Genomic DNA, 15,943 nt, shown 5'->3' on the forward strand with positions numbered 1-15,943 from the left:
GTGAGCATGTTCTTATGAGTACATTTCTAATTACGTTTGCAGTTTTTGTTGCGGTAATCGCAGCGATGGCTGTTGGCTACATCTTCCAGAAGAAAGTAGTGAAGGGTAGCTGTGGCGGTCTTGGTGCAGTAGGTATTGAGAAGGTATGTAACTGTCCAGAACCATGTGACGCGCGTAAGAAACGTGAAGCACGTGAAGCGGCGCGAGCTGAGAAATTGGCTGCATGGGAAAAAGATCGAATTGCTTAAGTATCGATCGTCCAAAGAGTAATACAAAATAACCCAGCTAAAGCTGGGTTTTTTTATATTTCTCGCTCTACTTCTCTGAGAGTTTATACTTTGCTTGCTACGTTTAATCTAGGATGACCGGAGGCTTAAGTCGGTGCAGACTTCACAGCCACGTCATTTCCCTTTAATCACCGTACTTAACTGTTATTTGGTTATATACTCAAACTAAAGCGCGTTAAATTAGGAGGAAATATGGAAATGCATCAACACGGTATGGCTGAATTGTTTCAACAATTAGGCCTCGGCAGCTCTCCTCAAGAGATAAAGGACTTTATTAACGAACATCGACACAAAAGAGCTTCAGCCCCTTTGCATGAAGCCAGCTTTTGGACAAGTTCGCAGGCCACATTTCTCAAACAAGCCTTTGAAGAAGACGCAGACTGGGCAGAGTTGGTCGATCAGCTTGATGTGATGTTACGAGATTAAAGCACGTTTACAAACTCTCATTTCTATCAAGGCAGATTTAATTTATACTGTGTTTTTGAACAGTGTTTAATGGCTATGTCAGACCGAATCAGAAAAATCATTCACGTCGATATGGATTGTTTTTATGCTGCCGTTGAGATGAGAGATAATCCTAGCTACCGTGGCATTGCACTCGCCGTTGGCGGTAATGAAAAACAGCGTGGCGTGATTAGCACCTGCAATTATGAGGCGCGCAAATATGGCGTTCGTAGTGCAATGTCAACGGCGCGAGCATTGCAACTCTGCCCCCATTTACTAGTCGTTCCCGGTCGCATGCACGTGTACAAACAAGTCTCTCAGCAGATTCGTGCTATTTTCGAGCGTTATACGCCTATCATTGAACCTCTATCATTAGATGAAGCATACCTCGATGTCACGGATTCAACAGCTTGCCGTGGCTCCGCAACGTTGATCGCAGAGTCTATTCGACGCGACATTTGGAATGAGCTTGGGCTGACGGCATCGGCGGGCATTGCACCGATTAAGTTTCTTGCCAAAGTCGCCTCTGATATGAATAAACCCAACGGTCAGTTTGTTATCCCGCCAGATAAGGTCCAGGAAGTTATCGATACACTTCCGCTGGAAAACATTCCTGGTGTTGGGAAGGTGAGTCTTGAGAAGCTACATCAAGCGGGCTTTTATCGATGTGAGGATATTAAAAACAGCGACTATCGTGAATTGCTGAGACAGTTTGGTCGTCAGGGGGCCTCTTTGTGGCAGCGTAGCCATGGAATTGATAATCGAGAGGTCGTCGTTGAGCGAGAGAGAAAATCCGTCGGTGTGGAACGGACATTCAGCCAGAATATCTCGAGCTATGATGAATGTTGGCAAGTGATCGAGGATAAACTTTATCCTGAACTCGAGAAACGCTTAGAGCGTGCAAGCCCAGATAAATCGATTATTAAACAAGGTATTAAAGTCAAATTTGCCGACTTTCAACTGACAACAATTGAGCATATCCATCCGCAATTAGAGCTTGAGGACTTCAAGATCTTGCTAAGAGATATTCTTAAGCGCCAAAACGGACGGGAAATACGCCTTTTAGGCTTGAACGTGATGCTCAAGCCCGAGAACCAAGCGCGTCAATTGAGCTTTTTCTAGGCTCTTACTGCTTCTACCTGATCTAATACTTGCTCAAAGCTTGTGTTGGCCATCGCACCATAACCTGACAGTTTTGAAGCTTTTAGCTGGCTAATTAAAGGGGTACTAATTCCACACAAGAAGCGGGCGACAGCATCATTGCTGATAGCTGAAGGGGAGAGCTGAATAAATTCCTGCACCCACATTGCTACTTGAGGTGGCTCAATATCCTCATTTTGTGGTGTTGGGAACGAAGCGACTTGACCACGACACACGGAGCAGTGACCACATTGCTCTGGTGCATTGTGATCAGCAAAGTAGTTCGCCAATTGTGAGCTCAAACAGTGCTCTGACTGGAACAAGCGCAGCATGGTGTGAATTCTTTCGATATCTTTGCTTTCTTTGGATTGGAACAGTTCATACAGTTGTTGGATTAAAACATCAGAACCCTGTGTGGTTGGCAAAACAGAGTACACGTCGGTCAGTTGTTTGCTCTCTAGCTCTATCCAACCATTCTGGTGAAAATAGTCGAGGGCTGCGACAACTCGGCTGCGTTCCGATTGATAGTTCATCCATAACGCTTCTAGGTCAACTTGGCACCACACTTTGGCTTTTTGCGAGCAGGAGAAAATAGCCTCCACGAATTGACGTCGCTCGCCTTGAAATTGACTCACAATAAATTGCTGATCTTGCAAAAACTTAAAGCGATATTCCGCAAAGTAACTGTATTTTGCCTCAATGAGTTTATGTAGCTCCAAATAAACCAACAAGGTTTTGAGTGGCAATTGGCGGATATTACTTTCACGCGATAAACGCAGTGGCACTACCTCCCATTGTGGATCATGTTCTTTCGCTTGATCGACTACATAGTTAATCGAGGTTAGTTCAGGTGTGTCACCATAGACAAAGTTTTCCAACACCGTTAAGCCGGACGTATTGCCCAGCAGAATGCACTCAGAACGTTGCCCGTCCCTGCCTGCACGTCCAATCTCTTGTGCGTAGTTCTCGATCGATTTGGGTAAGTCGAAGTGAATGACGCGGCGGATATCAGATTTATCGACTCCCATACCAAATGCAATCGTGGCAACAATACAGTCAATTTGGCTATCCATAAACTGCTGTTGGATTTGTTCACGGATGTCGCTTTTCATACCTGCATGGTACGCGTGAGCATTAATGCCAATATGGATTAGTGATTTTGCTACTTGCTCTGCTGTCTGCTGTTGTGTCACGTATACGATAGTCGGAAGCTTAGGAGAAGAGGCGATGAGCTCACTTAGCACTTCTTGTTTCGTTGCTTCCTCGCATGGGATCACCGAGATATCCAGATTGGGGCGGTAGAAGCCTGTAACGGTAATATGTTCACTGGCAATATCGAACTTTTGTTTCATGTCTTCAATAACTGCGGGCGTTGCTGTTGCAGTGAGAAGCAAAGATTGTGGAATGTTCAGTTCACGTTGATATTGCGGTAGCTTGAGATAATCAGGGCGGAAGTTATGTCCCCATTCGGAAATACAGTGCGCTTCATCAACCACCATCAAAGAGATCGGAACTTGGCGAATGAACTCACGAAAACGCTCGTTCTTTAGGCGCTCAACAGAAATCATCAATATTTTGATCTGTCCATTTTTTACCCCTGCCATGACGCGTTGTGACTCTTCTCTGCTTTGACTGCTATCGATAGAAGCGGCTGGGATCCCTTTACTTTGCAAAAAGTTCAGCTGATCTTTCATTAGCGCCAACAACGGCGAGATCACCAACGTAAGATTGGGCAATACGGTTGCTGGCAATTGGTAACAGAGAGACTTACCCGAACCCGTAGGAAAGATGGCCGCAGCAGAGTAACCATTCATAACCGCTTCAATAACAGGTTGTTGACCTTGGCGTAATGAGTCAAAACCAAATACGGATTGAAGTGTTTGATGCAGCGAGTCACTTTGCATAATAGGGAAACCTTTCTTTGATGGTAAACTTAGGTACATTAACACACCCTGAGTGCCAAACGCGCGTCCTAAAAGTATGAACAAAGCTGACTTAGTCCAAATTATCATCCAACATCTGGAAGAAAAACTTCAAGTGGCCCATGCATCGGCTCTGCGAGCCATTGATGCCGCGACAGATGAAGAAACTGTTCCCGAGCATAAGTACGATACGTTAGCACTTGAAGCCGCGTATCTTGCTCATGGACAAGCAATGCGAATCCAAGAGAGTGAAGACGAGCTGCGTCAATATCGCGCTCTAGTGACTCGCGACTTTAAAGGCGCACCTGTTGGTGTAGGTGCTTACGTCGTTCTCGCAGATGAGAATTTGCTTGAAAAGCACTTCTTTGTAGGCCCTTGTTCTGGTGGTCTGACTGTTAAATATCAGGCTCAGGAAGTCTTTGTCTTAACAGCAAAATCTCCTCTTGGTCGAGCGTTGTTCGGGAAAGAAGAAGGCGATGAGATTGATGTGAAAATAGGAGAAAAAACAACTTGTTACGAAGTCGTGACGGTTTGCTGACATCTCATGTATCACTCAGTGTTATGTTTAACACGAGTAATGTTAAATAAAAGAGAATGACATGAAAAAGCTTTTTACACTCTCATTGCTGATGGTCAGTGCTACTGGTTATGCAGCGCAGTGTCGTGTGGACATCAATAATGAAGTCCGTATGGATGGGCAAAGCTTGGAAATTCGCCAAACGACAGGTGATAAAGCTGTCGTGGATGAGGATAACAACCTATTCATCAAAGGTGAGCTAATTGAACTCAATGCCGACCAAAAAGCGGCAATTGAAGACTATCGCGAAAAAATGAACGCGTATATTCCACAAGCAAAGCAGTTGGCGAGTGATGGTTTAGCGCTTGCAAATGACATCATCGATGATGTCGCGGAAAGCCTAGACGCACCTGGCGCGTTTGATAACGTCAAAGTCGCAGTACAGGACTTTTTCGCTGATGTTGAATCACGTTACTACAAAGATGGTGATTTCATTCTACCAGCGGAAAGCTTTGAGTCCATGACACAAGGGTGGACTGAAGACTTTGCAAAAGCACAAGAGATCTTCAATAAAGAGTTTTTAGCGAGTTCGTTGGATGCTTTATCGAAAAAAATGAAGGAAGAGGGGGGAATAAACCTCACTGCATTATCGGAGAGTATGGCTGAACTCAGCGCGAAAGTAGAAGAGCGTTTAGCTGAGCATTCGAAAGAGGTAGAGCAACAAGCAGAAGACTTGTGCGACTCGTTGGATGACATGGCAGGGCAAGAAGACGATTTGTTGAAGAAAATCCCTGAGCTAAAAGATTACCGAGTATTTACGATTTAATTACCCTTCAAAAAGTAGAACTCAATGGTATAAAGAAAGAGAGCACAATTGTGCTCTCTTTTCGTTTTTACATACTTGAACAATTAATGAAAGCAAGACGATATTTCCGTTTTACCCGCTTGTTCTTTGATAGCTTATTGCGCGTTCATCTCGGTGAGCTTATCGCCGACAGGTTTTGAGAAATTAAAACCATCATGCTGATCCCAGTTGATAGACCACGTCATTACCCCTGCATAATTCGGGTAATTGAACGCTGGCTTAACGGTGCCGCATGAAGTGCCTTTGGTTAAACAATCTAGTGCGCTGATAATATTCTGTGTCGGAGCCTGGCCTGAATTTGCCGAGCTAGGACCTGAAGGTAAGCCGATTGCGACTTGATCATCACGTAGTGGTGCAAACTGAGTGCCGTCGGCCAATTCAAAGCCTTCGATAAGCATTTTAGATTGCGCTACCATCATATCCACAGAGCCTTCTGGTGCACTGCCTGGCAGATATGGGTTTGGCAAGCCACCGTTGTTATATAGCTGGACATGAAGCAGGTCGAGCGTGCTGCGTGTCTCGTTTATCACAGGAATGTAAGCTCCCCAAATACCGCTGTAAGCCACATAGCCGCCTTGAACATAAGGATGCTCAGGTGCCATGGTTAGGTACATGTCGCCACCCATATTTTGCTCTATTTGAAGCAAAGCACGACCAAGGCGAGCTTGAATTTGCGAGCCATGAACCAAGTTAGATCCACTCTCTAAATCCACATCAAGGCCATCAAAGCCCCACTCAGCGATAAGACCTGTTAGGCTAGAGACAAAGTTGGTTTCGTCTTGATCGGTATTCAGCGTAATCGTGCTTTCTGCGCCGCCAAGAGAGAGAACAAACTTCTTACCTTTAGCTTGAAGCGCTGCCATGTCTTGTTTGAACTGTGCTGGGTCGAGCGCTGGACAATCGCTGTAAATATCGCCTGAATATAGATTAAAGTGCACGGTACCATCACTGTTGCGGTCATTTTCGGCAAAGGCAATATCAATCACATCCCACGCATCAGCCATATCCGCTAGGCGAATTGGACAGCCAGCCCCATTTACAAAATTGTGCCAGTAACCGATGAGTTTATGACGTTTCTCTGCTTGCTCAACCACCGTTATTGCTGCCGCGTCAGATAACGCCGCGCTTCCAGCAAGATCAATGGCTTGAGCGCTTACGGTAAACTGTCCGATTGCGGCTGGTGTCCAGTTCGCAGAATAAGGCGCAGTCGTATCTGTGGCGACAACTGAACCATTGACCATGAAATCAACTTGTTTAATGCCTGAGGTTAAAGACGTTGCATCGGCACTTAATGCGAGGTTTTTGCCTAAGCCGACGGTTTGACCGCTACTTGGTGAAGTCAGTGAGACGACCAAATCGTTATCGCTGACTTCCACACCAACCAAGGACTCTGACGTGTTGTTATCATTATCGGTTGCGACGGCTTTAAGCTGGTTAGCGCCAATAAGTGTGGCGTTCCAAGTAACGGAATATGGTGCTTGAGTGATGACCCCTAAGCTGGTGTTGTTCGCAAAAAACTCAACTTGCGTGACTGTGCCATCAGCATCGCTTGCGTTAGCCGTGATTTCGTTATTGCTGCCAGCGAGCACAACTTGTCCATCCGTTGGTGCCGTAATGGCAACTTGCGGTGGCGTCGAACAAGCACCTAGGCCACTCCAAGCATCTTGCCAATATAGCCCTTCACCAGGCTCGTAAGCCCATGTCGCATCCGAGGAACACCAACCCGCAACGTCACAACGATATTTTTGGTTGAAGTGAGAAACTAGGTCGCCAACTTGATAACTCGTTCCCGCCGCGTAAGGCACTGCATCTGCACATCCGCCCGTCCCTGTTTCTGAATTACTAACAACAAGCGTTATTTCTTGGCTCATGGTTGCGAGGTTTGTGTCATCAGTCGCTTGTGCTTTAAACGAATGTGTACCAGCACTCGCGGTCCATTGATATTCGTAAGGTACACTGGTATCAATCGCGACGGATTGATTGTTCACGAAGAACTCAACTTGTGTGACCACACCATCAATATCATCAGCTTGAGCGGCCACCGTGAGGTTCCCACCCACGTTAAGCGCTTCCGTTCCCGATGGGCTTGTCAGTGAAATGCTAGGTGGTGGCAACTCGACTTGTGGTTGAACTTGGATAGAAATCGTCGTGGTGGTAACGGCTCCCTCATTATCGGTCGCAATCGCGGTCAATTGCGAGACACCTTCAATAGCGGTCCAAGATGCTTCGAATGGTGCTTGAGTTACCACAGCAACCGTTTGGTTGCCTGCAACAAACTCAACTTGTGCGATTTGGCCATCTTCGTCGGCTGCGTTGGCTAGCAAGGTGATCGCACTGCCTTCGGGAATTTGTGCGTTGTTTGTTGGAGAGGAGAATGACACTGTTGGCTCTAGGTTGTTGCTTCCACCATCACATTGCCCTAACGCTTTCCATGCCTCCCAAGCCCCTGAATTGGTAACAGGGTCATTGCCTTGCGTCCAATACGCGGCCTCGTAAGCGGCTCCTTGCGTTTTTACTAAAGTGCCTGATGTATAAGTCGCAGTGCTGTCCCAGTCGGGTAAGCTTTGGCAGTTATAGGCTTGAGCTTGGTAGCTGACGCTGAGTGCTGCAACCATCGCTCCGTGAAGTAGAGTGACCTTCATTTTCCTCTCCTTGAGTCATGGATATAAATGAGAACAGAGTAATAACTAGCTGATAAATAGACATAAGGGGGAAAAAGCGAAGCACAATATTCTGCTTTTCGACACAGTATCACGAGGAACTATTCGTTCCTTACACCAAAGCTCATTATTTTTCGGCTCACTTCACGATGGGAGAATCATAAATTCTAGGCGTGTGAAAAGACAAAAGTCGCCAGGTCTTAGAATGATGAATGTGAGATGTACGTTAAAATTTACAAGCTGAATGACTGTGAATTATTTCAACTGTCGAGTATTTAACCGGAGTGCTCTTGTTGAATAGTGAATATTGCTATAGTGTACTAGTTAGCTAGTTCAATGATATTTTGTGTGAGTAGTATGACACAGCAAACCTCTTCTCAGCCTCGTGAGCATTTTGGCTCTCGTCTCGGATTCATCTTAGCAGCCGCAGGTGCCGCAGTTGGCCTTGGCAATATTTGGGGCTTTCCAACCCAAGCTGCCAGTAATGGCGGCGGTGCTTTCCTGTTGGTTTATTTGGTGATGATTCTTATCGTCGCATTTCCTATGCTGGTGGTTGAAATGGCGATTGGTCGTCATGGTCAAGCCAACCCGGTGGATAGTATGCGTTCGCTTACCAATCATCCGGCAGGTAAAAAGCTCGGCGGTATTGTGGGCTGGATTGGTTTAAGCGTACCAAGCGCTGTTTTAGCGTTTTACTCTATTGTCGGTGGTTGGTTGATCTGCTTTTTACTGGGTGCAATCACAGATCTAATGGGGTTAGAAGCTGCAACTCAATGGCTAAAGGGCTTTAGCGTTGAACGTAACTTGTTCGGAACTATTACTTTTTATGTGCTAACAATTCTTATCGTACAAGGTGGCGTAAAACAAGGTATTGAGAAGTGGTCAACACGCTTGATGCCAGCATTGTTTGTTCTGTTTGCCCTACTGTTTGCTTACATCATGACGCAAAACGGTGCGATGGAAGGGCTAAAGCATTACTTGGTACCGGATTTCGAAAAGGTATGGGACCGCAAGTTGATTCTTGCTGCAATGGGGCAGGGATTCTTCTCGCTTACGATCGGTGGCTGTTCAATGCTGATTTATGGCTCTTACTTGAGTAAGAAAGAGAACCTACCAAAGATGGCGATGAACGTGACCATGGTAGATACTGCTGTTGCTTTCATTGCAGGGTTAGTGGTGATGCCAGCGATGTTTGTTGCGATGCAAAAAGGCGTTCAAATCTATGCTGAAGATGGCTCTCTATTAAGTTCTGATACGTTGGTATTTACCGTATTGCCATTGATGTTTGATAGCTTAGGTTTGCTTGGTCAATTGTTCTCTATTGTGTTCTTTTTATTGCTGACGATTGCGGCGCTAACGTCTTCCATTTCAATGTTAGAGTGTCCAGTGGCGTTAGTGAGCGAGCGTTTCAACACCAAGCGTAGCGCAACGAGCTGGGTTTTAGGTGGTATCATTGCCTTGTTCAGTGTGGTGATTGTTTATAACTTTGGTGCTCTATTTGGTATGGTCGCGACGGTTGCTACTCAGTATCTACAACCAACCGCTGCGCTCTTATTCTGCTTATTTGGTGGTTGGGTATGGAATCGCAACTCAAAAATCAAAGAGCTTGAGCAAGGTTGCCCGGAGTTTACGCAAGGTTGGTTTGGTAAGTTATGGCCTGCGTATGTGAAGTTTGTATGTCCAATTCTTGTGGCTACGGTCATCTGGGCTTCATTCGGCTAATCGAAAGGTCTATTGGACAAAAGAGAAGGGCTTGATGAGTGATCATCAAGCCCTTTTTCATGTTGGTTATTCCCCGTTTCAGTTACCCGCGGTGATTGCTGCGGGTTAACGGAATTGTCCTGCTTCTGGAAGAAAGTCAAAACCAGCAGAAGCCAGTTTTGCTTCTAGTGCCGCGCGATCGATATCGAAGAAAGCCGCCAGTTTATCTAAGTCACCACCGAAGTCGTCGCGTAGCTTCATATTTACAATGCTCATGAGCATGACAGGATCCATGGATTCAAAGTTCGCTAGATTCATTACTTATCCTCAAAATCTGAAATCAGTAGGTTTGCCGCAGCAAATGCCGCTTTTTCACGCACTTCTTTAGGCAGAGACTCATCCGCCGCAACATCGTTCAGCGCTTTAACAGCGCATGAAATTGCCTGAGGAATGTAAGCTTGATCGCCACTACCAATTTGAGCATAAAGCTCACGAACCAGTTCACAACAGCCGTATACTTGCATGTTTTCTTTCCACTAAATGATAACTTATCTCAATATACACACAGCAGATTTGAAACTCAAAGTGCAGAGTTGTTTTGGCTCAAGTTGAGGAGTTGCTTGAGCGAGATTTAATCACTGCATTTGTACTTCTAACTGCTGAGTGACTTCTGGTGAAAGCTGAAGTTGTTTTGCCAGTTCTTGCAAATACGCTTTTTCCATGAAGTTTTGCTCATCAGCAACAATCAAAGACGCGAGATAAATTTCTGACGCTTGTTGGGGAGAGGTCGCCTGATTAGCAATTTCAGCAGGATCAAGCGGTTTGTTTAGTTCTTGCTGAACGAGTTGACGTACGTGCTCATCTGCGCCCATATCCGCGAGGGCTTGCTCGATGCGGGCCATTTCCTCTTCATCGACATGGCCATCGGCTTTTGCGGCTCCAATCATTGCTTTTAAAATTAGTACACTGTGTTTGCTGTCATCGGGGTCAAAGGTCTCATGAACACCTTGACCGGACTGTTTGGCTTGCCAGTCGTTATAAACTTTGTAGGCTAATGCTCCAAGCGCAGCAGCACCACCGACTTTTAATGCGCCCGAGCCTATTTTCTTGGTCATTTTTTTACTTTTCTTCGAGCCCATCAGCATACCGATAAGGCCTCCGCCAACGGCACCTGCTCCTAGCGTTTTCAGGCTACTTGAGTTTGATGAGGATTTGATGTTGTTAGTTTGTTTACCTAACGCATCAGCCCCTTGCTTGAGTAAGTCTGATTTGAGTGCTTGGTTTAGAAGACTTTTTAAATCCATAACTGACCTCCTTTAGATGATGAAATCAGTTTAATAGCAAGAAGCTGAACCAAAGATTAACAAAGTGAATAGATCTAAAGGGGAGTAGTAAGGTTGCCCAGTAATAAAAAAGGGCTGACCGAAGCCAACCCTTTCTAATTATTTGAAATTACTTCAAATGCGAACTCGTCGAGCGCTTACTTTAGTTGAGCTTTTACGTGCTCGATAATATCAGTCATTGCGACTGGCGTTTTCTCACCAGTAGCACGGTTCTTGTATTCGAAGTTGCCTTCTTTCATCGAGCGGTCACCGATAATAATGGTATGCGGTACACCAATAAGCTCCATGTCAGAGAACATTACGCCTGGGCGTTCTTTACGGTCGTCAAATAGGACTTCGATGCCCATTGCCGTTAGCTCAGCGTACAACTTCTCAGCGGCTTCTTTTACTTCTTCTGACTTGTGCATGTTCATTGGAACGATCGCAACCTGGAATGGTGCGATTGCATCTGGCCAGATGATGCCGTATTTGTCATGGTTTTGCTCAATAGCAGCCGCTACGACGCGAGTGATACCGATACCGTAACAGCCCATTTCTAGGATGACGTTCTTACCATCAGGACCAAGTACACCACAGTTCATCGCTGCGGAGTAAGCGTTGCCAAGTTGGAAGATATGGCCAACTTCGATACCACGCTTAAGCTGGATAGTGCCTTTACCACATGGGCTTGGATCGCCTTCAACCACGTTGCGTAGGTCTTCAACTTGACCAAGCTCTGCGTCACGACCCCAGTTAATGCCGAAGTAGTGTTTGCCATCGATGTTCGCACCCGCACCGAAATCACTCATTACCGCTACGCTGCGGTCAACGATGAACGGCAGTTTAAGGCCAACAGGGCCTAGAGAACCAGGACCAGCACCGATAAGCTCACGAATTTCTTCTTCAGATGCCATTTCCAGTGGAGCTGCAACTTGAGGAAGGTTCTCTGCTTTCACTTCGTTCAGTTCATGATCGCCACGAATGATAAGCGCGATGATTGGTGCATCAACCTCGTCAGACGCTTTCACAAACAAAGTTTTCACTGTTTTTTCAATTGGCAGCTCGAACTGCTCAACCAATTCAGCGATTGTTTTTGCGTTTGGCGTATCTACCAACGTCATTTCTTGCGTTGGTGCCGCTGCTTCAGAGGCTGGAGCTAGTGCTTCTGCCTTTTCGATGTTTGCCGCGTAATCTGACTCGGTAGAGAATGCGATGATGTCTTCGCCACTTTCAGCCAGTACGTGGAACTCTTGAGAGCCGCTACCACCGATAGCACCGCTATCTGCTAGTACAGGACGGTAATCCAGGCCCATGCGATCGAATGCTTTGCAGTAAGCATCGTGCATTGCGTCGTATGACTTTTGTAGGCCGTCTTTATCAATGTCAAAGCTGTACGCATCCATCATTGAGAATTCACGTGAACGCATTACACCGAAGCGTGGACGACGTTCGTCACGGAATTTGGTTTGGATTTGGTACAGGTTTAGCGGAAGCTGTTTGTAAGAGCTCACTTCATTGCGAACAAGGCTAGTGATCACTTCTTCAGCGGTTGGGCTAAGTACAAACGGACGAACATGACGGTCAGTAAAGCGAAGTAGCTCAGGACCCATCTTTTCGCTGCGGCCTGTCTCTTCCCATAGTTCAAACGGCTGAACAACGGGCATCAAAGTTTCGACTGCACCTGCATTGTCGATTTCTTGACGAACGATGTTTTCGACTTTACGCAGTACACGTAGACCAGTAGGTAGCCAGGTGTATAGACCTGAAGCCAGCTTACGGATCATACCTGCACGTAGCATGAGCTGGTGGCTCACTACTTCTGCGTCGTTTGGAGTCTCCTTCAGAGTAGAAAGAAGATAATTACTGGTACGCATTAAATTTATCCGTTTATTTAAGTTAGATACTCAAGCTTGAATAAGCAGGAGTATGGGAGTTCCCTAAAGGGAAATTTGTTAGCCGTCTATAATATCAGCCAATTGCGTTTGTCAAAAGCTTTCAATAGCGGTAACCGTTATTAAGTTGCTTGTTGCTGTGAACTTTACGTTCAAGTCGAACAAATTTACCGCATATTCTTTGTCGTCCGGCTTGTTTTTCTTGTATGCAGGACGAGGATCTTGAGCCAGAACTTGTTCAATGACTGATCTTACATAGTCAGTATCGGATCGATTTTCTATCGTTGCTAATGCTTGAGCAGAAAAGTTGACTTGTGACTTTTCTGGTTCTTGGTCTGCGTATCCGCCTTGTGCTTCTGGAATCGAATCTGAATAGGGTATATAGGGCTTAATGTCCACAATCGGTGTGCCATCTACGAGATCTACACTGCCTAAATCAAGATAGATTTGATCGCCTTGCTTAGTGACTCCTTTTACTTCAACGGCTGACATTCCGATTCCGTTTGGGCGGAAAGTCGAGCGTGAGGCAAAGACACCTATTCGTTCATTGCCACCTAGTCGTGGCGGACGGACGGTTGGCTTCCAACCTGCTCCCAAATTCTGATCAAACAAAAATAACAGCCAAACGTGAGAGAACTGTTCTAGCCCGCGTACTGCTTCGGGGCTATTCGCTGCACCTAACAGTTTTACGCGTGCTTTCGCAGTTGGAACTAAGCGAGGCTGGCGCGGTACTGCAAACTTTTCTTTGTACGGTGTCTCAATGACACCGATGGGTTCAATGGAATACATGGTGGACATCTTTAAGAATTCATTGAGATGAAAAGTATCACAAATTTCTCTTGCTTTTCTTGTTGATAATGATTATTAATTAAAATGTTATAACATAACATTTTAATTAAGAGGAAAAGTATTATGAAACTAGGAATCCACCCTGAATATCGTCCAGTGGTGTTCCACGACACCAGCGTAGATGAATACTTCGTTGTTGGTTCTACGTTGAAAACAGAGAGAACCATCGAATGGAAAGATGGCAAAACCTACCCTTACTTTACGTTAGATGTGTCGTCAGCCTCCCATCCGTACTACACCGGTAAACAGCGAGTGGTTCAAACAGAAGGTCGTATTGCGAACTTCAACCGTCGTTTTGGTCAATTTAAGAGTGAAAAGGAATAAATCATGAAGGTAGTCAAATCATTAAAAAGTGCAAAAAGTCGTCATCCGGATTGCCAGATCGTAAAACGAAGAGGGCGTCTATATGTCATTTGTAAGGCGAATCCGAGGTTTAAAGCAGTGCAGAAGTAATCGTTCTGCATATTTCTGGCTTATGGTTTTGTTTAATTGATAATTTTGACTTAACTGTTTTACATGGATGAAATATCTACATTTTTGTTCATTATTGGCTATAAAACTCTCTAATGGTCACAGTTTGTAACATTTAGGGCTTTTCTTTAACCTTCTACTCAAGTACCCTTCGCTCGCTTTTTTGACATTTTTGTCACATTTGCACAGGAATAAAAACAAGGAGGGAACAGATGAGTTCATCTGATTCAATTAAACAAAACTCGCCTAAGAAGCCGCTGTTTACGCGCTTTTTGGATACTGTCGAATATTTGGGGAACTTATTACCTCACCCGATCACACTATTTGCCATTTTCTGTTTAGCCATTCTGGTGATGTCGGGCATTGCAGGATACTTCGAAGTTTCCGTTGTAGACCCTCGTCCTGAGGGCGCAAAAGGTCGTGCCGCAGATGGCATGATTCATGTCGTCAGCTTACTTAACGCTGATGGACTCGAACTTATCGTTACCAATTTAGTGAAAAACTTTGTTGGCTTTGCGCCTTTAGGCACGGTTTTGGTTGCGATGTTGGGTGTTGCTATTGCTGAGTACTCTGGTTTGCTATCTGCAGCTATGCGTGGCTTGGTCATGGGCGCATCTCAACGCATGGTAACAGTGACTGTTGTTTTCGCTGGTATCATTTCAAATACGGCATCAGAGCTGGGGTATGTGGTACTTATTCCACTGGCAGCAATGCTGTTCCATTCTCTAGGTCGTCACCCACTTGCAGGCCTTGCTGCGGCATTCGCTGGTGTATCTGGTGGTTATTCAGCAAACCTACTTATCGGTACGGTTGACCCGCTACTGTCAGGTATTACTGAAACAGCAGCGCAAATGATTGACCCAACTTACACTGTTGGTCCAGAAGTTAACTGGTACTTCATGTTTGTTTCGACGTTCTTCATTGCAATCACTGGTGCGTTTGTTACTGAAAAAATTGTTGAGCCAAAGCTTGGCAAATACAGTGAAGAAGAAGCCTCAGAAGATTTGTCGAACGACAAAATGGGCGGCTTAACAGACATTGAGAAGAAAGGTCTAAAACTAGCAGGTGTTGCTGTACTGGTTGTTTCCGCGTTGCTTGCTTGGACGGTTGTTCCAGCTGACGGCATCTTACGTTCTGATGCAGGTACAATTGCAGGTTCTCCATTCCTGAAAAGTATCGTGGCATTCATCTTTGTGTTCTTTGCTATCCCAGGCTTTGTGTTTGGTAAAGTTGTTGGCACGATGAAGACGGATCGCGATGTAATTGATGCAATGGCGAAATCGATGTCTTCTATGGGCATGTACATTGTATTAGTTTTCTTTGCTGCTCAGTTCGTTGCTTTCTTTAAATGGACTAACTTCGGTCAGGTATTCGCAGTTGCTGGCGCTAGCTTCTTGCAAGAAATTGGCTTAACTGGCCCAATGTTGTTCTTTGCCTTCATCCTCATGTGTGGCTTTATCAACCTAATGATTGGTTCGGCATCGGCACAGTGGGCAGTGACGGCACCGATTTTTGTTCCTATGTTGATGCTTGTTGGTTATGCACCGGAAACGATTCAGGCTGCTTACCGAATTGGTGACTCGACGACAAACATTATTACTCCAATGATGAGCTACTTTGGTTTGATTCTTGCCGTAGCAACTCGTTACATGAAGAACTTAGGTATCGGTACGCTGATCGCGACCATGCTACCTTACTCAATCTGCTTCATTGTAGGTTGGAGTGTGCTGTTCTACCTATGGGTATTCGTATTTGGTTTACCAGTAGGCCCTGGCGCAGCAACATACTACACACCGTAAAAAACGGTTACCTCACACAGCTCCATTACAAAAGCCTGCGAACGTCGCAGGCTTTTTTATCGATTGAGACTGTG

General features: G+C 45.4%; 16 protein-coding genes. 9 read left to right on the forward strand and 7 right to left on the reverse strand.

The genetic code is table 11. From position 1 onward, the window contains the following. Positions 1-14 precede the first annotated feature (14 nt). The 3 genes from nqrM to dinB all read left to right on the forward strand — a co-directional run bounded on the left by nqrM (position 15) and on the right by dinB (position 1,853). Entirely contained in the window at positions 15-248 is a 234-nt protein-coding gene (nqrM, locus tag NL643_RS02875; RefSeq protein WP_005436655.1) for a (Na+)-NQR maturation NqrM, read from the forward strand. Between the two features lie 231 nt (positions 249-479). After that, entirely contained in the window at positions 480-713 is a 234-nt protein-coding gene (locus tag NL643_RS02880; protein ID WP_253643876.1) for a DUF2789 domain-containing protein, read from the forward strand. Between the two features lie 111 nt (positions 714-824). Then, a complete protein-coding gene (dinB, locus tag NL643_RS02885) occupies positions 825-1,853 on the forward strand; it encodes a DNA polymerase IV (protein ID WP_253643920.1) in 1,029 nt (342 codons plus the stop codon). Here dinB and NL643_RS02890 read toward each other — a convergent pair. Continuing rightward, positions 1,850-3,775: an ATP-dependent DNA helicase RecQ gene (locus NL643_RS02890; RefSeq protein WP_253643921.1), complete on the reverse strand. Its 1,926-nt coding sequence runs from the start codon at positions 3,773-3,775 to the stop codon at positions 1,850-1,852. The two genes, dinB and NL643_RS02890, sit on opposite strands and share 4 nt — an antisense overlap. 76 nt (positions 3,776-3,851) lie before the next feature. On the opposite strand from NL643_RS02890, the gene NL643_RS02895 reads away from it, so the two are divergent. Next, on the forward strand, positions 3,852-4,331 hold the full coding sequence (locus NL643_RS02895; protein ID WP_203343350.1) for a GreA/GreB family elongation factor: 480 nt from the start codon (positions 3,852-3,854) through the stop codon (positions 4,329-4,331). Positions 4,332-4,392: 61 nt separating this feature from the next. Beyond that, positions 4,393-5,136 (forward strand): YggN family protein, encoded by a 744-nt coding sequence (locus tag NL643_RS02900; protein WP_005385316.1) that lies wholly within the window; start codon positions 4,393-4,395, stop codon positions 5,134-5,136. 134 nt (positions 5,137-5,270) lie between these two features. On the opposite strand, the gene NL643_RS02905 is transcribed toward NL643_RS02900, so the two are convergent. Continuing rightward, positions 5,271-7,817, reverse strand: coding sequence for an Ig-like domain-containing protein (locus NL643_RS02905; protein ID WP_253643877.1), 2,547 nt, complete (start codon positions 7,815-7,817; stop codon positions 5,271-5,273). 375 nt (positions 7,818-8,192) lie between these two features. Between NL643_RS02905 and NL643_RS02910 the strand changes: the two genes are divergently transcribed. Continuing rightward, positions 8,193-9,557 carry a sodium-dependent transporter gene (locus NL643_RS02910; protein WP_074191708.1) on the forward strand — a complete coding sequence of 455 codons (1,365 nt, stop codon included), beginning with the start codon at positions 8,193-8,195 and terminating at the stop codon, positions 9,555-9,557. A gap of 105 nt (positions 9,558-9,662) precedes the next feature. Here NL643_RS02910 and NL643_RS02915 read toward each other — a convergent pair whose 3' ends face one another. From NL643_RS02915 to tsaA, 5 genes are all read right to left on the reverse strand, one after another. After that, positions 9,663-9,854, reverse strand: coding sequence for a DUF4250 domain-containing protein (locus NL643_RS02915; protein ID WP_109169594.1), 192 nt, complete (start codon positions 9,852-9,854; stop codon positions 9,663-9,665). After that, positions 9,854-10,060 carry a YaeP family protein gene (locus tag NL643_RS02920; RefSeq protein ID WP_005391765.1) on the reverse strand — a complete coding sequence of 69 codons (207 nt, stop codon included), beginning with the start codon at positions 10,058-10,060 and terminating at the stop codon, positions 9,854-9,856. Before NL643_RS02920 ends, NL643_RS02915 begins: the two co-directional genes overlap by 1 nt. Positions 10,061-10,171: 111 nt before the next feature. Beyond that, positions 10,172-10,840: a tellurite resistance TerB family protein gene (locus NL643_RS02925; RefSeq protein WP_046874978.1), complete on the reverse strand. Its 669-nt coding sequence runs from the start codon at positions 10,838-10,840 to the stop codon at positions 10,172-10,174. A 176-nt stretch (positions 10,841-11,016) separates the two neighbouring features. Continuing rightward, positions 11,017-12,732, reverse strand: coding sequence for a proline--tRNA ligase (locus NL643_RS02930; protein WP_046874977.1), 1,716 nt, complete (start codon positions 12,730-12,732; stop codon positions 11,017-11,019). 111 nt (positions 12,733-12,843) lie between these two features. Further along, the gene (gene tsaA / locus NL643_RS02935) at positions 12,844-13,539 is read right to left on the reverse strand and encodes a tRNA (N6-threonylcarbamoyladenosine(37)-N6)-methyltransferase TrmO (protein WP_053809825.1); all 696 of its coding nucleotides are present in this window, start codon (positions 13,537-13,539) and stop codon (positions 12,844-12,846) included. A 123-nt stretch (positions 13,540-13,662) separates the two neighbouring features. Between tsaA and NL643_RS02940 the strand changes: the two genes are divergently transcribed. The 3 genes from NL643_RS02940 (at position 13,663) to NL643_RS02950 (ending at position 15,869) form a co-directional block, all read left to right on the forward strand. Beyond that, positions 13,663-13,923: a type B 50S ribosomal protein L31 gene (locus tag NL643_RS02940; RefSeq protein ID WP_074191704.1), complete on the forward strand. Its 261-nt coding sequence runs from the start codon at positions 13,663-13,665 to the stop codon at positions 13,921-13,923. A 3-nt stretch (positions 13,924-13,926) separates the two neighbouring features. Beyond that, entirely contained in the window at positions 13,927-14,052 is a 126-nt protein-coding gene (gene ykgO / locus NL643_RS02945) for a type B 50S ribosomal protein L36 (protein WP_009844388.1), read from the forward strand. Positions 14,053-14,282: 230 nt separating this feature from the next. Further along, positions 14,283-15,869, forward strand: a complete 1,587-nt coding sequence (locus NL643_RS02950) for an AbgT family transporter (protein ID WP_006742541.1) — start codon at positions 14,283-14,285, stop codon at positions 15,867-15,869. The last annotated feature ends 74 nt before the right edge of the window (positions 15,870-15,943 follow it).

It is taken from the genome of Vibrio sp. Y42_MX_L11, assembly GCF_024181785.1.
GTDB classification, from domain to species: Bacteria; Pseudomonadota; Gammaproteobacteria; order Enterobacterales; family Vibrionaceae; genus Vibrio; species Vibrio diabolicus.